Origin of the sequence: Algoriphagus chordae (assembly GCF_003254055.1) — a bacterium.
Classification (GTDB): Bacteria; Bacteroidota; Bacteroidia; order Cytophagales; family Cyclobacteriaceae; genus Algoriphagus; species Algoriphagus chordae.
Genome location: NZ_QKZT01000010.1, coordinates 69600 through 88397 on the forward strand (window position 1 = coordinate 69600; position 18798 = coordinate 88397).

At 40.2% G+C, this 18798-nt stretch carries 15 protein-coding genes; 8 read left to right on the forward strand and 7 right to left on the reverse strand.

Going from position 1 to position 18798, the window contains the following annotated elements; genetic code table 11:
• Positions 1-8: 8 nt before the first annotated feature.
• Positions 9-1334, forward strand: a complete 1326-nt coding sequence (locus LV85_RS12355; RefSeq protein WP_245942283.1) for an MFS transporter — start codon at positions 9-11, stop codon at positions 1332-1334.
• A 78-nt stretch (positions 1335-1412) separates the two neighbouring features.
• The gene (locus LV85_RS12360; protein WP_111319855.1) at positions 1413-2285 is read left to right on the forward strand and encodes a type 2 periplasmic-binding domain-containing protein; all 873 of its coding nucleotides are present in this window, start codon (positions 1413-1415) and stop codon (positions 2283-2285) included.
• Here LV85_RS12360 and LV85_RS12365 read toward each other — a convergent pair.
• From LV85_RS12365 to dnaG, 5 genes are all read right to left on the reverse strand, one after another.
• Positions 2271-4220, reverse strand: a complete 1950-nt coding sequence (locus LV85_RS12365; protein WP_111319857.1) for a tetratricopeptide repeat-containing sensor histidine kinase — start codon at positions 4218-4220, stop codon at positions 2271-2273. The two genes, LV85_RS12360 and LV85_RS12365, sit on opposite strands and share 15 nt — an antisense overlap.
• Positions 4221-4298: 78 nt before the next feature.
• Positions 4299-5084 (reverse strand): 5'/3'-nucleotidase SurE, encoded by a 786-nt coding sequence (gene surE, locus LV85_RS12370; protein WP_111319859.1) that lies wholly within the window; start codon positions 5082-5084, stop codon positions 4299-4301.
• Entirely contained in the window at positions 5085-5732 is a 648-nt protein-coding gene (locus LV85_RS12375) for a hypothetical protein (RefSeq protein WP_111320018.1), read from the reverse strand.
• Positions 5733-5824: 92 nt separating this feature from the next.
• The gene (locus LV85_RS12380; RefSeq protein ID WP_111319861.1) at positions 5825-7036 is read right to left on the reverse strand and encodes a bifunctional 3,4-dihydroxy-2-butanone-4-phosphate synthase/GTP cyclohydrolase II; all 1212 of its coding nucleotides are present in this window, start codon (positions 7034-7036) and stop codon (positions 5825-5827) included.
• An 86-nt stretch (positions 7037-7122) separates the two neighbouring features.
• A complete protein-coding gene (gene dnaG / locus LV85_RS12385; RefSeq protein WP_111319863.1) occupies positions 7123-9060 on the reverse strand; it encodes a DNA primase in 1938 nt (645 codons plus the stop codon).
• 149 nt (positions 9061-9209) lie between these two features.
• On the opposite strand from dnaG, the gene LV85_RS12390 reads away from it, so the two are divergent.
• The 6 genes from LV85_RS12390 to LV85_RS12415 all read left to right on the forward strand — a co-directional run bounded on the left by LV85_RS12390 (position 9210) and on the right by LV85_RS12415 (position 16681).
• Positions 9210-10304: an Mrp/NBP35 family ATP-binding protein gene (locus LV85_RS12390; protein WP_111319865.1), complete on the forward strand. Its 1095-nt coding sequence runs from the start codon at positions 9210-9212 to the stop codon at positions 10302-10304.
• A gap of 4 nt (positions 10305-10308) precedes the next feature.
• On the forward strand, positions 10309-10557 hold the full coding sequence (locus LV85_RS12395; RefSeq protein WP_111319867.1) for a NifU family protein: 249 nt from the start codon (positions 10309-10311) through the stop codon (positions 10555-10557).
• Between the two features lie 11 nt (positions 10558-10568).
• On the forward strand, positions 10569-13646 hold the full coding sequence (locus LV85_RS12400; protein ID WP_245942284.1) for a M43 family zinc metalloprotease: 3078 nt from the start codon (positions 10569-10571) through the stop codon (positions 13644-13646).
• 230 nt (positions 13647-13876) lie between these two features.
• Positions 13877-14533 carry a PASTA domain-containing protein gene (locus tag LV85_RS12405; RefSeq protein WP_170125617.1) on the forward strand — a complete coding sequence of 219 codons (657 nt, stop codon included), beginning with the start codon at positions 13877-13879 and terminating at the stop codon, positions 14531-14533.
• 5 nt (positions 14534-14538) lie between these two features.
• Positions 14539-16380, forward strand: a complete 1842-nt coding sequence (locus LV85_RS12410; RefSeq protein ID WP_111319871.1) for a T9SS type A sorting domain-containing protein — start codon at positions 14539-14541, stop codon at positions 16378-16380.
• 4 nt (positions 16381-16384) lie between these two features.
• Positions 16385-16681, forward strand: a complete 297-nt coding sequence (locus LV85_RS12415; protein WP_111319873.1) for a rhodanese-like domain-containing protein — start codon at positions 16385-16387, stop codon at positions 16679-16681.
• A 166-nt stretch (positions 16682-16847) separates the two neighbouring features.
• Here the strand turns inward: LV85_RS12415 and LV85_RS12420 are convergent, their stop codons facing one another.
• Together LV85_RS12420 and LV85_RS12425 are read right to left on the reverse strand one after the other, a co-directional pair.
• A complete protein-coding gene (locus LV85_RS12420; protein WP_111319875.1) occupies positions 16848-17957 on the reverse strand; it encodes a site-2 protease family protein in 1110 nt (369 codons plus the stop codon).
• Positions 17950-18579 (reverse strand): HAD family hydrolase, encoded by a 630-nt coding sequence (locus LV85_RS12425; RefSeq protein WP_111319877.1) that lies wholly within the window; start codon positions 18577-18579, stop codon positions 17950-17952. Before LV85_RS12425 ends, LV85_RS12420 begins: the two co-directional genes overlap by 8 nt.
• Between the last annotated feature and the right edge of the window lie 219 nt (positions 18580-18798).

Below are 18798 nucleotides of genomic sequence, written 5' to 3' on the forward strand. Positions count from 1 at the left end.
TCACCCAAATGACCCATTACAAAAAGAAGTTAGATTTCTGGCAAATCTGGAACATGAGTTTCGGAATGATCGGAATCCAATTTGGTTTTGCTTTACAAGGAGGCTTTATGTCGAGAATCTTCCAAACTCTGGGAGCTGACAAAGACGCCATTCCTATGCTTTGGATTGCTGCTCCATTGACCGGTCTTCTTATCCAGCCAATTGTGGGATATATGAGTGATCGTACCTGGCATCCTAAGTTTGGGAGAAGGAAGCCATTCTTTTTTATAGGTGCATTACTGAGTTCTATTGCCCTCTTTTTTACCCCTTACTCATCAGCCCTTTGGATGGCTGCTGGAGCACTCTGGATTCTAGATGCTTCGATCAATATCAGTATGGAACCATTCCGTGCACTAGTTGCAGATAAGCTACCTGATTCTCAGAGATCTTATGGATTTGTAGTTCAAACATTAATAATCGGCACAGGAACTTGGGTGGCATCCAATCTCCCCTGGATGATGACCAAGCTTGGAGTACCCAATACTGCTCCAGAAGGTGTAGTTCCAGACTCCGTGAAATATGCCTTTGCTATCGGAGCATTTGTGCTCTTTGCCTCTATCCTATATACCATCCTAAAAACGGATGAGTATCCTCCAGATAACCTTGCAGAATTTGAAGCGGAAAAAGCTAAAAGCGCTGGATTCATGAAGGGTTTCAAAGAGGTCATTTACAGTATTGCCACTATGCCTAAAGTAATGATGCAACTAGGCGTGGTTCAGTTTTTCTCTTGGTTTGCTTTCTTTACTATGTGGAGCTTCACCACCCCAGCTATAACTGAGCATGTGTTTGGAGCCACGGATCCAAGCTCTGCAGCTTATAATAATGCAGCAGATAGCGTGGGGAATTACCTCGGTACTTATGGTTTGGTTTCTATGTTTGCAGCCTTACTCCTAGCCCTATTCACTAGCAAATACCTCATCAATCGAAAATTGCTCCATCTCCTCAGCTTAGTGGCAGGCGGATGCGGATTTATTCTCATCTATTTTATCAGCGAACCTTGGATGCTTCATATCTGCTTTGCCTTGGTAGGGATTTCTTGGGCAAGTATTTTATCCATGCCTTATGCCATGCTATCCAGTTCTGTGGACCCAAAGAAAATGGGGATTTACATGGGGATATTCAACATGTTCATTGTTATTCCTCAAATCATTGCTGCCATTGGAGGAGTGAATTTTCTATACAAGTTACTCTTTGGAGATGCGGTAATTAACACCATGCTACTAGCTGGAACGCTCCTGATCCTTGCTGGGCTGAGCAATCTTCTGATCACGGATAGAAAGGCCGCTCACGACTAAATGAAAGGAATATTTCTTTGAGTGGATAAGTCAATAGAATTTCTGTCTTTACCTTTGCATGAAGTCAAATTTGAATCTATGAAAACCTTAAGAATCACCGGAGTTCCTGAGCATTTTAATTTCCCATGGAAAAAAGTAGTAGCGGCACAGCCATTCCAAAAAGAGGGTATAATGCTGGATTGGACTGATGAATCCAGGGGTTCAGGCCAGATGAATAAGGACTTGAGAGAGGACAAGACTGATATTGCCATCGTTCTGACAGAGAGCTTCTTGAAGGATTTCGAAGCAGGAAATCCATCCAAAATGATTGGTTATCATGTTACCTCTCCTTTGAATTGGGGGATTCATATTTCTGGAAATTCACCAATATCTTCTCTTGAAGAGATTACAAATCCTGCTTTTCTGATCAGTAGAATGGGTTCTGGATCGCAACTGATGTCATTTGTCTTAGCCAAGCGAGAAGGTTGGAATGCTGAGAATTTAGAGTTTAAGATCATTGGCAATCTCCCAGGAGCATTAGAAGCCATGAATCCAGCGAAACCAGAAATGTTTCTTTGGGAAAAATACACGACAAAACCTTGGGTAGATACGCAGGAAATGAAGCGAATTGGCGAAGTCCCGAGCCCTTGGCCTTGCTTTGCGATTATTGCAAGTAACAAAGCACTAGCAGAGTTTGGTGAGCTTATTTTTCGATTGAGAGATCTAGTTTATAAGGAGTCGCAAAAACTCCAAGCTAGCAATACTGCCATTGAGGATATTTCCGAAAACTATATGCTGCAAAAAGCTGATGTAAAAGAATGGTTCTCACAAACCAGCTGGGCGACAAAGGCTGAAATATCGAAATCGCAGCTTTACTTATCAATGAAAACGATGAAAGAATTAGGGATTATTACTGGAGAAATCCGTGTAGAAGATTTCCTAACTCTGGAGCACATTTCAATTACTGACTAATACATTTCTGGTAGGGATCTTTACACAAACCTTAGTACCCTCTCCTTTCTTACTTACTATTTGTAATTCGCCTCCATTCATTCGAGTGAATTCCTTGCAGATCTGTAGCCCTAAACCAGTTCCCTTCTCTTTTTTGGTTCCCAAAGTAGAATTAGTAATCACATTATCATCTGAAAGTAATTCTTTGATCTGTTTATCATTCATACCAATTCCCTGATCTTTTATACTGCAGGTAATCGTGGACTGATTTATTTCCGCTGAAACTTGGATTAAATCCCCTGGGTTGGAAAATTTCACTGCATTATTCAAAATATTACGGATGACCACCTCTATCAAATCTCTATCAGCATAAATCTCAAGCTCATCGGGTAATTCCGAAATATCCACCTTTAATGATTTATCGCTAAGCTGTGCTTTAATCAGCTTGACGTTTGAGTATACAAGTTCAGAAAGATTGACATAGACTTTATGAAGCTTAAATCCTTCCATCTGAGCAACGGACCATTTCAGTGTATTATTCAAGGTGAAATACACCGAATCCACATCCATTTTTAGATTTTGAATCAGTTCATCAAATTCCGCTTGATTTAGATGTCCATCCACCAACAGATCCACTATGGATTTTACCTGACCTACTGGCCCTTTTAGATCATGTCCTAAAATAGAAAACAGTCTGTTTTTTGTTTGATTGATCTCTTGAAGTTGTGTGGATTTAGCTTCCAAATCCTCATTTTGCTTGTGGATTTGCTGCTGTTGCAATAGTAAGTTGCTGTTGGATTTTTGGATATTCCGGTTCAAAAAATAAAGCCAGATCACCAGCCCCAAAATCAATAGTGAACCCAAACTTACTAGGAAAACTATCCTGCGATTGAATGCCAAAGTAGTAGCTTGATTTTCATATTGAGCAACCATCAAATCTAACTCTGACTGATCTAAATCCTCTTGAAACATCCCTTGCATCAAGGCAATTCTATCTTTGGTAGATTTATTTTCCAGAGTTTGATACAATTCAATATATAATAATTGCTCATTGAAAGCCTCCTTGAAATCCCCTTTTTGTCTATAATATTCCGCTAAATATTTATGACTTTTGGAGAGTTCATCAAGAAACCCATTTTCACTAGCTAAGTCAATCGCCAATAATAAGACTTTCTTGGCTTGTTCTGGTTTCCCATTTTGCAGATAGCTATTTCCAAGTCTGTACAGAAGACTAACCTTGAATGTAGTAATGCTTTGTTTTTCAACAGATTCTAAAGCATGTTCATAAATTCTTTCCGCAGAATCAAGCTCTCCTTTTTTTAGATAAACATCTCCAATTAATCGATTCGAATACGATAGTAAATAAGTTGAGGCACTGTCTTTATTGGTTTCAATAGCTTTATATGCATAGTTCAGCGTAGAATCAAGTTCCTCAAGTTGCAGAAAATTAAAAGCAACGTTATTCAGACTTCTGATCATCGTATACAGATCTTTTTCTTTGCTACTTATCTGATATGCTTTTTTGAATTGAACAATAGCCATGGGGTAATTCTGTTGCTCATAATATAGAGCCCCCATACTATTCAGTACTCTTGCTGCTTCTTGGAGATCATCACCTTCAATCGCCAAATTATAAGCTTCTTTGGAGTAATCGAAGGTTTTCTGCCACTGTCCTCTTCGGTAGTAGACCCAGCCAATATTCTCCTTGGCTTTTGCCTCCTCTGATTTATTATTCAAAGACAAGGCAAGTCTCTCTGCTTCCAACGCATAGTCAAATGCCTCCTGCTGCTTAACTTCACGGAGATGAAATGACAGCTCATTGAGAATAGTTAACCTTTCCTCTGCCTCCGAGTACGGCAGAATATTCTTAAGACTGTCAATATTCGGCATTTGAGCGAAAACTCCCAATGGAGCACCCAGAATAAAAAATAGGAATATATAAATTCTTGAAGTCAAACGGTTTCACTATTTATGAATGATAAAAAAAACTAAATCACTTAATCAAAATAGACTAAAATTGCTACCGTAATATACTTACTTTTTAAGCTCTTCCCAATCCCAGTCTTTGTTCATCTGTGTGATGGCATGATGTGCAGTCAAATCGTATTGACAAGGAACTATCGAAACGTAGTTGTTTGCGATCGCCCATTCGTCGTTATCTTCTCCCTTATCAAAGTTTACAAAATTGCCAGCCAACCAAAGGTATTTCCTGCCATTGGGGTCAAAGCGCTCATCAAACTCTTCCTGCCATTTGGCTTCAGCCTGACGACAAACTTTCACTCCTCTGATTCTCTCATTTTGCTTTGGCGGAAAATTCACATTCAAAGCTACTCCGGTTGGCATTCCTTTTTCCAGAACTTGCTTGGCTATTTTCTCTACCCATTCTTCCACATGAGAGAAATCAGCATTCGAAGAGAAATCACACAAGCTAAATCCTATAGAAGGATAACCTTCCATTGCTCCTTCTATAGCTGCCGACATAGTTCCAGAATAAAGCACTGAAATAGATGTATTGGAACCATGGTTGATTCCGCTTACAATCAAATCCGGACTCCTATCCTTCATCACATAATGCTTAGCCAGCTTGACACAATCCGCAGGCGTTCCACTAGATTTATATGCCTTTACATCATCGAAAATATCCTCTTCTTCGAGGCGCAGTGTTTCTCCAATAGTAATAGCATGCCCCATACCGGATTGAGGACTATCAGGAGCCACTACCACTACATCCCCCAGTTTTTTCATGATAGACACGAGCACACGAATCCCTTTGGAAGTGATACCATCGTCATTTGAGACGAGTATTAATGGTTTGGACATTTAGTTTTGATTCAGTTCGTTATAATAGGCGGTAATACGAAGAAGATCGCCTCTCTTGTCATAATCCAAGCGGTTTTTTCTCATAAAAAGAGAAAGCTCATCATCATGACCAGGCAACATATCGAACAGATCCTTTTTCTTTAGACTGTAAGGTTCGATCCTTCCATTTTTCAAAAAATAATACTTGAAGGCTAATTTATTACTCATCATTGATTGAGGTCCATAAAATGGATTCATACCATAACCGCCCATCATGCCATAACCACCCATCCCTCTAGAATCTGTTGTTACATATTCTCTACAAAGTAAGGCTAACTGGTCTCCTTCTGTCAAAACTTCAAAAAAGATTGGAGTCGCATAATCGTTGCCGTTTGCGTATGGCAAGCTGAAAAACTTGCGCACACCTCCATAAACCTCATCAAATAATTCAAAATAGGTGACATTAGAAGAAGTGAATGTATCAACCGTCTGATCTTGAAGCTGTACGACGTTGCTTTCCAAATCGTACTTAATCTCTCCGCCATAGACCTGACCGTCTGTGGTATAAATATTTCCTTTATGCCACATCTGCGAAGGAAATTGATTCTGTGCAAATGCGCCAACAACAACGAGAAATAATAAACTAAGCGATAACAGTGCTTTTTTCATGGTTTTCATCATGGCTTTATTTACGCAATAAATGAGATTCAGGTTGAAACTCACCTTAGCTTATTGACAAATATCAATATAGAAACAGAAGATTACTTCAAAATATTGTGCCCCATCTTATCTCTTTTGGTTTGGAGATATTTTTGATTATGTGCGTTAGGGACTATTTCTATGGCAACTTGCTCTACTATTTCTAGTCCGTAACCTAGCAATCCAACACGCTTCTGCGGGTTATTAGAAATCAAACGCAGCTTGCGCACGTCCAAATCTCTCAGAATCTGAGCTCCTACACCATAATCTCTACTGTCTGAAGGTAGTCCAAGAGCAAGATTCGCCTGTACCGTATCCATTCCCTCTTCCTGTAGCTTATACGCTTTCAACTTATTGAGAAGGCCTATTCCTCTGCCTTCTTGATTCATATAGAGAATTACTCCCTTTCCTTCTTTCTGCACCATCTGCATGGCAGAATGTAGTTGAGGACCGCAGTCACATCTGCATGAACCGAAGATATCGCCCGTCATACAAGAAGAATGCACTCGAACCAAAATAGGCTCGTCCTTATCCCATTTGCCTTTAATCAGTGCAAGATGTAATTCCTGAGTATTGGTCTGACGAAAAGCTATCAATTCAAAATCACCGAAATCAGTTGGTAGGTCCACTCCAATTTCACGCTGAATCAAAGATTCATGCTTCAATCGATAAGCGATTAGATCTTTGATAGATACCAACTTTAGATTGAATCTCTTAGCAACATCAACCAAATCTGGAAGTCGGGCCATTGTCCCATCTTCGTTCATGATTTCAACTAAAACTCCAGCAGGTGACAAACCAGCTAATCTAGCCAAGTCAATGGCTGCTTCGGTATGTCCAGCTCTTCTTAGTACTCCCCCTCTTTTGGCTTTTAGCGGGAAAATATGTCCTGGCTTACCCAATTCGCTTGGATCAATTTCATCATCTACTAGCGCTTTGATCGTTTTGGCTCTATCAGCAGTAGAAATCCCTGTAGTACAACCATGCCCGATCAAATCAACAGAAACAGTAAAAGGAGTTTCGTATGCGGCGGTATTATTTCCGACCATCATCTCCAAACCTAGCTTATCGCAACGATCTTCAACCAGTGGCGCACAGATCAATCCACGCCCATGAGTAGCCATAAAATTGATGATCTCGGGTGTCACTGTCTCAGCGGCACATACAAAATCACCCTCATTTTCTCTATCCTCATCATCTACGACAATGATAACTTCACCATTTTTGATTGCTTCTATAGCTTCTTCAATTGGATCTAGAATATATTTTTCCACGAAATTTGTGTTTGGATTAGTACTTAGAAAGGCAAATTTACACGCTTTCAAATCTTAAACAGGTCACAGCCAAATAAAGTTTGGTTTTAGCCGATCACGATACCCAGCTCTTTGTCTATTTCAAGCTGTACTTTTTTGAGTTCGAAGTAAATCACCTGAAACTCATGAACTTTGTCATCATCCAGATGTTCGGCTTCTGCATTTTTTATTTTCTCTTTGGCCTCTTCCATTAGCTTTTGCACCATTTTCCGCTTCAATCGCAGGATGGATTTGAAACCAGTAAGCGTAAGATCATCTGATTCTGTATTGATTATAATCTGATGAGTGTCCGCCCAATGATGGGAAACTTCATGACGAACAGTGACAAGATCAATGACCTCTTTTTGTACTTCCTGATCTCCTAAGCCAATAAAATACTCTGAAGTTGGGATTTCCCCCTGCAATAAACTATTGCGATACAGCTGCAAAATTTTAATATATATAGGAGTTGAAAACTCAAGGTCTTCAGTTTCAGAAAGCAAATATTGGCATAAATGCATTTCCTCATCACTGAGTTTCTGCCAGCCATAATTCACTAAAATCCGAACCATCTCACGCTCTTGAATTTTGAGGATTTCTGAAAAGGAGGTGGCTGTTCCATCAGGAATAAGCTCATCCATTGCTTGCTCGGCAAAAACATCATCCTTTTGCTTATTGAAATGATCCTTCTGAGATTTTAGAAGTGATTTATTCAACTCAGCATGGATGATATCCTCCTCTATCCCCAAATGCCCTGAAGCTTCCTTGGCATATACAGAACGAATAATAGGGTCTGGAATTTTCCCTATACTCTGGACTACTTCACGAATCACTTCAGCTTTCCGGATCGGATCCTTGGCAAACTCCTCTTTATAGAGACCGATTTTGAAGCCTATGAAATCACGACTATTCTTTTCCAAGTAATCCTGAAATGCCTGAGATCCCACTTTTCGAGAATAACTATCCGGATCTTCACCATCAGGAAATACCACAGCTTTCACATTCAGCCCTCCTTCCAGCAAGAGATCGATACCACGAAGTGAAGCCTTTATTCCTGCAGCATCTCCATCATACAGTACGGTCACCTGATCAGTAAATCGCTTGATCAATTTGATCTGACCATCAGTCAGGGAAGTGCCAGAAGATGCAACCACATTCTCTATTCCCGAGAGATGCAAACTCACCACATCGGTATAACCTTCTACCAAGTAGCAATTGTCTTTCGCTCGAATTTCTTTTTTGGCCTGATACATCCCGTACAGCACATCACTTTTGTGATAAACTGCCGTCTCTGGAGAGTTGATGTATTTAGGTTGATTTTTATCCTTGGTGAGGATTCTTGCTCCGAATCCAAGTGGCTTGCCAGAGATATTATGAATAGCAAAAATCACTCGATTTCTAAACCGGTCATAAACACGAGTGGCATCTCCTTCCTTCTGAAGAATCAAACCAGCTTTTAACAAGATTTCCTCTTTGAAACCTGCAGATTTAGCAGCATTCAATAGATTATCCCATCCATCAAGCGCATAGCCCAAATCAAACTTCTCTATGATTGCGGGAGTAAAACCACGCTCTTTGAAATAACTGAGTCCAATAGATTTTCCCTCGGCAGTTTGGAGATTTTTCACAAAAAAGTCTCTCGCAAAACCCAAGGCTATCAATAAGCTTTCGCGTTCATTTTGAGCTTCATTCTGCTCAGGCGTACGCGTTTCATCCTCCTCTATTTCGATTCCATAGCGCCCAGCGATGTGCTTAATCGCCTCTTGAAAACCAATCCCCTCTATATCCATTATAAATTGGATAGGGTCTCCTGCTTTCCCACAACCAAAGCATTTATAGATTTGCTTGGCTGGCGAAATGGAAAATGAAGGTGTCTTTTCCCCATGGAATGGACAGTTGGCCCAGAGGTTTTGGCCTTTCTTTTTCATAGGCAAATAATCGCCGATCACCTCTTCGATGTCCATGCGTTCTTTGACCTTGTCCGTAGTATTTCTGCTGATGCCCATAGGTAATATATGAGGCAAAGTTAATGGCTCAATCTAAAAAATGAGAACTTTCTTCAGTTTCTCCGAGTTCACAAGTACAATACATTTACTTCGCCCTTTATTTAGAAGTCTTTAAGCTTTAAATTGCGAAAAATTACAACAATCACCGCATGCAGTTAACCAAGGATAATATCCTGAAGGCACTTTCCAGAGTACAAGATCCTGATCTGAAAAAAGATCTGGTAACGCTGGGAATGATTCAAAAAATAGAAATCACAGGTAATAAAGTAAGCTTTGATGTAGTCCTAACTACGCCAGCCTGTCCTCTCAAGGAAGTTATTAAAAACAATTGCTTGGAGGTTTTGGAGGAGGACTTTGGGAAAGAACCGGAATGGAATATGTTCATGACTTCCCAGGTCACCACGATAAGAGATTCAGCCCCCGTTTTGCCTCAAGTCAAGAATATCATTGCTATCGCATCAGGTAAGGGCGGAGTTGGCAAATCAACTACCGCTGTAAACTTGGCAGTGTCTTTAGCTAGATCTGGTGCCAAAGTAGGCTTGATCGATGCGGACATTTCGGGTCCATCTATACCTACCATGTTCAATGTAGAGGCTGAGCAGCCTGCTGTGAAAAAGGTAGGAGACAAAAATATAATCATCCCTATTGAGCAATACGGGGTGAAGTTGATGTCGATTGGTTTTCTTACTCCAGTGGATAGCGCAGTGGTTTGGAGAGGCCCAATGGCCAGTTCGGCACTGAAGCAGTTTATTGCTGATGTAGCTTGGGGTGAGTTGGACTACCTATTGATTGATTTGCCTCCGGGAACTTCAGATATTCACCTGACCATGGTTCAGACTGTCCCAGTCACTGGTGCAGTGATCGTCACTACTCCTCAGAAAGTCGCTTTGGCGGATGCTAATAAGGGATTATCGATGTTTAGGCAGCCCCAAATTAACGTGCCTATCCTAGGTGTTATTGAAAATATGGCTTATTTTACACCGGCGGAATTACCTGATAACAAGTATTATATATTTGGTAAAGAAGGCGGAAAAAAATTGGCTGAAAAATACGATGTACCTTTCTTGGGCGAAATTCCAATTGTACAAAGTATTCGGGAAAGTGGTGATTCAGGCTACCCTGCCGTATTAAAAGATGGAATCACTCAAGAATCTTACAAAAAACTAGCTGAAGAAATAGCTAGACAAATTGCCATAAGAAATGCCTCTCAGAACAAAACCGAGGTGGTAGAAATTAAAGCTTAAGCATATGCAACCAGAACTAAGAGAACAAATAGAATTTGCACTAGACACTATTCGACCATACCTGGAAGCAGATGGAGGAAATGTGAGGATCGTAGAGCTTACAGACGACATGGTTTTAAAATTAGAATTGTTAGGCTCATGTGGTACCTGCCCAATGTCTACCATGACACTTAAAGCCGGAGTAGAAGAAGCTATCAAACGTGCAATCCCTGAAATCACACGTGTAGAAGCCGTAAACCTAACAGTAGCCTAATCGGAATTTGAATGAAAAAAGGTTTTCGGGTTATTGACAAAGCCAGTATGCTCCTACTGGGGGCATTTTTTGTGTTATCAACTGGCTTTGCGCAGCAATTCCAAACTTTTGACATCACAAATCAGCTCAATCAAACAAGTTCCCATTCCCATGAGGAGAAATGTGGACATGTGATATTGGAAAAGATCATGGAAAAGGAATTGGGCTATTTTGGTTCAAAACCTTATTTCGAAAAATGGATAAATGATAAAATTGAGGATAAAACTCTCCAGCCTCAAATCCTATCCCGAATCAATGCTGATCCAATCCTAATTCCAGTAGTAGTACATATAATCCACAATGGAAATCCTTTAGGACAAGGAGCAAATATTCCTGAATCTCAAATTCAAGAGCAGATTAGAATTTTGAATGAAGATTTCCAGCGATCAAATGCTGATGCAGTAAATACCCCAGCCGAATTCTTGCCTTATGCAGGTATGATTGACATAGAATTTGTTCTAGCCAAACAAGATCCTTCAGGACTACCTACTGATGGAATCACTCGTACGCTAGGCTCGAAATCCTCCTATGACCCCAGAACTGATGCTACCATAATAGGACAAACAATTCAATGGGATCCTAATGAATACATGAACTTATACGTGACTACTTTGGTAAGTCCTTATATTGGTTATGCCTCCTTTCCTATCTCTGATTTACCAGGGCTAGATGGCCCTCCTACAGCTTCTATAACAGATGGAGTAGTCATTGATTATAGGTTTTTTGGTATGGGAGGAAATGCCGTATCAGCCTCGAAAGGGAGAACTGCCACACATGAGGTAGGTCATTTCTTTGGCTTACGTCATATCTGGGGAGATGGTGGCTGTGGAGTTGATGACTTCGTAACAGACACTCCAGATCAAGACAACTCAAATAGCGCTTGCAGTGCGAACGCCTCACGCTATAGTTGTGATTCAGATGATATGATCCAAAACTACATGGATTATACGCCAGACGCTTGCATGAATTTATTCACCAAAGGTCAGGTAGAGCGATTTGAAGTTGTACTTGCAAACAGTCCAAGAAGAGTAACCCTAGTCAACAACAGGGCTACCCAAGAACCTATACTCGCAGAAAATGATTTGGCAATAGGCAATATCATCGAACCTGGTGTTTTTGTATGTACCCCGTTGGTAAGTCCATCAATAGAGCTAATAAATGCCGGAGAGAATTTATTGACCTCAGGCCGTGTAGAGCTTAGAAGAAATGGTGAAGTATTAGAGTCCAAGCGAGTTACATTCAATTTGAATACAGGTGAAAGTATTGATGTTGACTTCAATGAGTTCAGTCTTCTACCAAATGGCAATACGATAGAATTCAGAATTACTCAGGCCAATGATCAGCCAGACATTGTCACAGGCAACAACAGCAAAACTATATCACCGATTCAAGAACAAGCAATAGAGCTACCTTATAACACAAATCTTAGCACATTCCCAGCTCCATGGACCATTGCCAATCCTGACGATTTGTTGACATGGGAAAAGAAAACATTAACGATTTCAGGCACTTCTCAGGATGTGGTTTATATCCGTAATTATGAATATGAAGCACCTGGTCAGTTAGATTACTACACCTCTCCAATTGTTGATTTATCAAAGTATCCAAATGCACAACTTGTATTTGAAGTGGCATACGCACAATATGATCAGGCTGGATATTCTGATAAATTGATTGTAGCTGTTTCCCAAGATTGTGGAAACACATTTGATCTCGTAAATGTACCCTATAGTAAAACTGGACAATCATTAGAAACATCTACAGCTACACTGGATGAATTTATCCCTACTAATGACAGTCAGTTTAGGACTGAATTAGTAAACCTATCTGACTTTGCAGACCTAGGATCTGTTCGCTTTGCATTTATCGCAGAGAACGCATATGGTAATGATATTTACCTACGAAATATCCGAATACTACCAACTGAAGAATTTAAATATGATCTGTCTGTAGATAGTGTAATTTCTCCTACGCCAATTTTCGATGGTACAAATGAAGCTGAGGTTGTTTCCATGACCAATAGAGGTAATCTTCCGATTTCCAGCTTCCGATTTGAGACAAGTACGAACAGTTCTCCTACGCAAACTTACATTGCAAGTGGTACAACAGTACAGCCTGGCGAAAGCTTCACGATTAGTACTAACAATTCCACATCTGAAGGTAAAAACAAGCTAAAATTTGTGTCATCCATTCCTAACTTCGATCAGAATGGAAATAATTCAGATAGTATTACAACTTATGTAATTGAAGACGCCACGACCATCCCTGTTCCTTGGAGACAGAACTTCAATAATTCAGGCGCCTTCTCACCATGGCAAACAGTAAATCCAGAATCAGACGATCAACCTTGGACGGTCTCATCAGTTTCTGCTGGTGAGGGCCCAAATAATGTAGCTAAGGTAACCACTAGTAAAGCTGGTCAGAGCTATTGGCTGGGCACTCCGGTTTTCGATCTTTCCGTAAGTAGTCAAGCGAGTATTTTCTTCGATTTGGCAGCTGGGCAAGTTAGCCCTACTACGAGATTAAAAGTTTTAGCTAGTTCAAATGGAGGAAATGCATACACAGAAGTCTGGTCTGCTATCGGTGCTGAATTATCTACGGTTTCAATAGGTGAAGCTAATCCAAATAGTACTGGTGATTATGTGCGTAAATACATTAATCTAACCGAGTTTGCTGGAACAGGAAACACTAAAGTACGACTTGCCTTTGTAGTGGAAGGAGGAGAAGAATCAGATTCACCAATTTACTTGGACAATATTGAGCTCTATCTAAACGCAAACCCAGAACCTGTAATACCAGCAGTGGGCATGTCATTGCTCTATCCTAATCCAGCTCGTGAGGTTTTCAATATCGCATTCAATTTACCTGATTATGAAGATGTAACTATTCAGGTGATTTCGAGTACTGGTGCACTAGTACAAGAAATTGTATATCCATCCACGCTAAACCAGACTTATTCCTTCAGTACCCAACTGTTTTCCAAAGGGGTATTTATCGTGAATATCTCTAGTAATACGGTACGGGATACGCGCAGGCTAATTATTAATTAATTAAAATTAAGTCGAAGAAAAACTCTTCGGCTTATTTTTTGCCTATGGAATCCATCAGTTTTAGACTGCTCCTTCGTTGTAAGGATTGAATTTCCCGCTTATCTTTAACTATTAAAATTTCTCAGGTATTTCATTCTACAATCCTTTTGAAAAAGATATTAATTAACCTCCTCGTCATTTTTGGAATAACAGTTTTACTGGGTTTCCTTTTTTTGAAATTATACCTTCCCATGTACACCAATCATGGGGAATCAGTATCTGTCCCTGATTTATCAGGCTACACTTACGATGAAGGTGTAGAGATCTTGGATCGTGCTGGCCTACAATACGAAGTTTCCCTTGACTCAGGATTCAACACTGATCTCAAAACTTTTGCAATTCTGAAGCAAATTCCAGAAGCTAACGCTCAAGTAAAAAGTGGTAAAACCATCTACCTTACTTTGAATGCTAAGAATGCACCAATGCTTAAAATGCCAAATTTGGTCAATACGCCATTAAAGAATGTGCAAGAGATTTTGGCCAATATGGGACTGGAGCGTGGAGATATTGTTTACGTTCCAGATATTGGTATCAATGTGGTATTAGAGCAAAAATACCGTGGTGTAAATGTATCTGAAGGCTTCGAAATCCCTAAAGGAGCGAGAATTGACCTGGTAGTTGGTGACGGATTGGGTAATCAAATCCTAGCTGTCCCAGATTTAAAAGGCATGGATGAAGTAGATGCTGAGTTTATGATTTTAGGCTCTAGCCTAAGAGTGGGCAATAAATACTATCTTGACACTGATTCTGTAGCTGCTGGGCAAGTCTTAAGACAAACTCCACCAGCAGCAATGCAAGTCAAAACTGGTGAGTTAATCGATCTTTGGATCGCTAAGGACAATTTGTAAGCTTCATGCTCAAAGCACTTCATATATCTCGAATGACTGGGCTATTGCTAGCTCTATTCATCTCGACTATGGCTCATAGCCAAGTGGTGGAGTTTGCCCCTATTCAACATCAGAAATTAAAAAAATACAATTCTACAGAAAGAAACGCTAGAATCTTACAAGGCAATACCCTCCCCTTTTGGGATGATTTTTCTCAAGGAATAGATACTCTGAAGTGGACTGTTTCGGGAGCTTCTTACACCGAGACCATAGGATTCAATGCTCCATCCATCGGAATGATTCTGTTAGATGGAGTAGACGCGAATGGCAATCCATATTCTGTCAATCAAGCAGATCAGGGCGAGACAGACTACATAACATCCAAACCCTTTGATCTGAGTAGCTTGAGTGACGACAACAGCGAAAGTCTCTATTTGAGCTTCTTTTGGCAGATAGCTGGCAGAGCTGAATTACCTGACGAAAGCGATCATTTAACCTTACAAATCCTAAATGCTGACGGAACTTGGGTGACTATCTGGAGACAACTTGGAGGTCTAGGAATTGACACTGAAATTTTCACTCAAGAAATCGTAAAAATCCTTCCTGCCTGGCAGCATGCCGCATTTCAATTCCGTTTCTTTTCTGAGGGCCGACAGTCAGGACCATTTGATAGTTGGTTATTGGACTACATCTACTTGAATGATGGACGTGACAACACTAACCTTGACTACAAAGACAGAAGTCTCACCCAAACAAATGAGCTAAGAATTGGAGATTATGGCGCCTACCCTTTTGCTCTTCTCAAAGACAATCAAGACGGTATTTGGAGTACAATTCAAAATGAGTTTTACAACTTAGAAAATCGCTTTAGAGCAATGGAATATTCTATTGCTATCAGGAATTCTTCTACGATGAATACTACAGCTATCAATCTCAATACGCCCTTCAATCCAGTTCCAAATGCACTGGAACGTAGATCATTTGAAAGTAGATCGTTTGAAGAAATACCAGTTCCGAAAAACGAGACTAACCTAGAAATCATTTCTTCACTTACCACAGGTGATGGATTGCTTTATGAAGTAGATTTTTTCAGTAAAGACACTACTTTTTTTCCCACAGTGAATTATGAACTGAATGACACCGTAAGCACTTCATTCCCTATCCTGGATTATTTTGCTTATGATAATGGCTCTGCTGATTATGCTGCTGGCATCAATCAACGATCTGGACAGTTGGCAGTGAAATATAACAGCCCCGAAGAAGTTTACATCAAAGGTATTTCTATCAATTTCACCAATCCTAGGCAGGTCAATCAGGCAGTAGATATCAATATATGGAAGGACCTAGATGAGGAGCCTATTTTCACAAGAGAGGATCTAATTACTATAAAAGAAGCCGGACAGGAGCTACAGTATTATTCCTTGGATACCAATATCAGAGTAGAAGGAGACTTCTATATTGGCTATACACAGTATATCAATGACTTCATCCATGTTGGTTTAGACAAGGTGAATGATACTGGTGATAAATTATATTATAATGTAGTAGGTGCCTGGGCGCAAAATGAGGATGTCCATGGATCTATGATGATCAGGCCGCACATTAGTCTGGAAGCACCTTTCGAGGATCCTGTGGCACCTGAGCAAAGCATACGCATTTACCCTAACCCCGTGGAAACAGTCCTAAACCTAGAAGGTAGATTTAGCGAAGCGAGAGTATTTGATTCTTTTGGAAGAGAGATTTTTCTTGAGCGACAAGTTTCATCTAAGGGAGAAATTGTTAATTTTAATGGACAGCGGCCTGGCATCTATGTGCTCAATTTGATCACAGAGGCAGGAATGCAATCGTATAGAATTTTAGTTAAATAATGATATGGAAGATATAACTGTAGAAGACCTTAAATCCAGATTGGATAAGAATGAAAAATTCGTGTTTCTTGACGTTCGTGAAGAATGGGAATACGATGATGACAACTTGGGAGCAAAAAATATCCCCTTGGCTGATTTACCGACTCGACTAGACGAATTAGAGGACTACAAAGACACCGAAATCGTCGTTCATTGTCGCTCTGGTGCTAGAAGTATGAACGCTAAGAAATTCCTAGAATCCAAAGGCTTTTCTAAAATCCGAAATACCCCAGGCGGAATTTTAGCTTATAGAAATTTGTAACATACTCCCTTCGGGGAGTTTTTTTATGTCTTGTAGTTATCTTTAATCGCTGAGTTCACAGAGAAAAACACGGTGAGCACAGCTTAATTGTTCAGATTCACTCGTATACCATACGCCATTTTTTCATCCAAATTTATTAGCATCTCATACCGAGTTTGAAGCTATCTTAGGTAAATATGAATGGTTCTGGCGAAAAGCAAAGGATAAACACGATAATAGCTAGGATCCCTAGGGCTTTTCTTTTGCCATCCAACTCGCGAAATCCAGATACTTCTGGATGCTTCAAGCCCATAATTCTTCCCAGTAAAAACCCATAAAGTAACCAACCCTGATAGCCTTGTACACCAGGTATCAGGTAAGCCAAAATATACTGAATCGCAGCTATTCCCAAGGCGAAGGTAATCCGATTCTTAACGCTGAGTCCTGACTTGGTGAAACATATAAACAGGAAGCCTATATACAATGGAATCCAAAGCATAAGATCCTCTATCGGTGAATAGGGACTGATCATCCCCAATCCTGCATAACCGATAAAGAGGATATATGCCACCAGCGAGATCTCTCTATGTCGCTTGGGAAAAAGCCCAAAAATCACATGTCCCCCATCCAACTGGCCAATTGGGAGTAGATTTAAAGCCGTGAAAAACAAGGCTAAGAAACCCGCAAATAGATAAGGATAATGTATCACCTCCGACATGGCTGGCATACGGTCTGGATCTGCAAAGATTTCACTCAGTCCCCAGAAAAGTAGATTATTCCCAAGTTCAAAATCAAGAGCATCCTCTCCTGGTCCTTGGAAATCAGGGTCGGCATATTCAGGATGAATTTCGTAAATGTAATTACTCTCAGGAAGCGTAGTAAATCCATATACTAGCACTAGCAATGCAATAACAAACCCAGCCAATGGTCCAGCAACTCCTATGTCAAAGAATTTCTTTCTGCTATTGACAAAACCTTTCATCTGGATGACTGCACCAAATGTCCCGATAGATGGTACACCTATAAAACCCAGCCATCCAGGAATGAAAAATGGCAGCGTACACTTTACTTTATGATAAATAGCGGTAAAGAAATGTCCTAGCTCGTGAATAAGTAAAATCCCAATAAAAGGAATCGAAAAGGCCATTGACATCCAGAAATACTCCCAGCTGAGGGCAGCCTCCCCTTCTCCGAATACAGATTTCAAATAAACCCACTCTGAACCTGCAAGGGAGGTAGTGATAACAGTGGCGATAAATAATAATCCGTGACGGAGGTATTCTTTTTTGCTATACATTCTTAAAATAATCGAAAATAACCTCAGGGCCCGTCACATGTACCGCCTGAATACCTACTGCTTTAGCTCCTTCCACATTGGCAATCAAATCATCAAAAAATATCACCCGATCAGCAGAAGTGCCAAGATCAACCAACATTTTTTCAAAGATCTCTGGAGAAGGCTTGGAAAGTCCCATTTCATGACTCAAAAATACCCAATCAAAAATTGGATCGAAGTTTTCCAAGCCATGATCTTCCTTCAAAATTCTATTGACAGCAAGGATATGTATGAGATTGGTATTACTCAAGACTCCAACTTGAAATTTTTCTCTCAATTTTGAAATTAATTCTAGTCTTTCTGAAGGAATTTTGAGCAGCAAATGATTCCATAATTCATCCACTTTTTCGTCGTTCCAATCCTGCTGGAAATAGCTTCTAACCTCATCTCTAAAGGCAGCAGAATTGATCCTTCCCACCTCATAATCCTTGTGGAAATCAGTGAGATAAAAGCCATCAACTTTGTCGTGTAAGTCAGTGGAGATCTCCTGTTTGATACGCTGCAATGCCTTCTGATAATCAATATCAATTATGACATTGCCTAAATCAAAAATCAAAAAGTCTGCATCAGGTGCATTTTTCATTCGAAATATAGGTTGTGTATTTGCATTCAAATATGTAACATTGCACTCCGAAAACCAAGGTTTACGGCGAATACGACCGAAAAACTAGAAGTTTTAAAAAATGCCTGACCGATAACGATCGGAAGGTTAGAGCAACTGGCTCTCCCGATAGTCATCGGGACAGTAGGTATTTATAAAAGGTATCTCGGGCCTATAGCTCATTTGGTTAGAGCAACTGAC

Coding starts and splice junctions, on each gene's coding strand:
- LV85_RS12390 (WP_111319865.1), top strand. CDS start 9,210: ATGCAGTTAACCAAGGATAATATCCTGAAGGCACTTTCCAGAGTACAA.
- LV85_RS12425 (WP_111319877.1), bottom strand. CDS start 18,579: ATGAAAAATGCACCTGATGCAGACTTTTTGATTTTTGATTTAGGCAAT.
- LV85_RS12415 (WP_111319873.1), top strand. CDS start 16,385: ATGGAAGATATAACTGTAGAAGACCTTAAATCCAGATTGGATAAGAAT.
- LV85_RS12355 (WP_245942283.1), top strand. CDS start 9: ATGACCCATTACAAAAAGAAGTTAGATTTCTGGCAAATCTGGAACATG.
- LV85_RS12375 (WP_111320018.1), bottom strand. CDS start 5,732: ATGAAAAAAGCACTGTTATCGCTTAGTTTATTATTTCTCGTTGTTGTT.
- LV85_RS12410 (WP_111319871.1), top strand. CDS start 14,539: ATGCTCAAAGCACTTCATATATCTCGAATGACTGGGCTATTGCTAGCT.
- surE (WP_111319859.1), bottom strand. CDS start 5,084: ATGTCCAAACCATTAATACTCGTCTCAAATGACGATGGTATCACTTCC.
- LV85_RS12360 (WP_111319855.1), top strand. CDS start 1,413: ATGAAAACCTTAAGAATCACCGGAGTTCCTGAGCATTTTAATTTCCCA.
- dnaG (WP_111319863.1), bottom strand. CDS start 9,060: ATGGGCATCAGCAGAAATACTACGGACAAGGTCAAAGAACGCATGGAC.
- LV85_RS12395 (WP_111319867.1), top strand. CDS start 10,309: ATGCAACCAGAACTAAGAGAACAAATAGAATTTGCACTAGACACTATT.
- LV85_RS12405 (WP_170125617.1), top strand. CDS start 13,877: ATGTACACCAATCATGGGGAATCAGTATCTGTCCCTGATTTATCAGGC.
- LV85_RS12420 (WP_111319875.1), bottom strand. CDS start 17,957: ATGTATAGCAAAAAAGAATACCTCCGTCACGGATTATTATTTATCGCC.
- LV85_RS12400 (WP_245942284.1), top strand. CDS start 10,569: ATGAAAAAAGGTTTTCGGGTTATTGACAAAGCCAGTATGCTCCTACTG.